Below are 592 nucleotides of genomic sequence, written 5' to 3'. Positions count from 1 at the left end.
CTCCCTCGCTTCGCTGCGCTCGGCTCGCGCGCCGGCCCTCCCCTCGAGGGGGAGGCTGAGGCCTGTTTCGCCAATCGCTCGGCGAGCTGCCGCGCGGCGGTGGCGCGCGGCGATCTTTCGGATCGGAACCGCATCAGCCGCCGTTCGAGGTCGGCGCCATCGCCGCCAAGGCCACGCTCGGTGAGCAGCACGGCGAGCATGGCCGCTTCGAACGCCTGGCCGGTCTTTGCCGCGTCGGCGACCATGTGGGCCAGCCGCACCGGCAGCGCCAGCCTGCGCATCGCAGCACCCGATTCCGTCAGGCGCCCTGCCTCGTCGATGGCGTCGAGCGCACGAAGCAGCGACCTTGCCTCGTTGAGTGCTGGGGTTGGCGGCGGATCGAGGAACGAAAGGCTCACCGGGTCGACGACACCGAAGGCGGCGCAATCGAGCATCAACCCCGACAGATCGGCTTCGAGGATTTCCGGCGGGGTGAAGGCGGGAAGCGCTGCCGTCTGCTCGGCCCGCCACAGCCGGATGGCGACGCCCGGCTGCGTGCGCCCGGCGCGGCCGGCGCGCTGGTCGGCCGAGGCTTTGCTGACCCGCACCGTCT

The 592-nt window shown here is 72.1% G+C and carries 1 pseudogene; it reads right to left on the bottom strand.

The features are described 5' to 3' along the window. Window positions 1–592: pseudogene (locus EOA85_RS36770) on the bottom strand (ATP-dependent helicase HrpB); the annotation flags it as partial.

It is taken from the genome of Mesorhizobium sp. M5C.F.Ca.IN.020.29.1.1 (assembly GCF_003997375.1).
Lineage (GTDB): Bacteria > Pseudomonadota > Alphaproteobacteria > Rhizobiales > Rhizobiaceae > Mesorhizobium > Mesorhizobium wenxiniae.
Note: the sequence above shows the minus strand (reverse complement) of the source record. Positions and strands in the feature narration are given on the sequence as shown.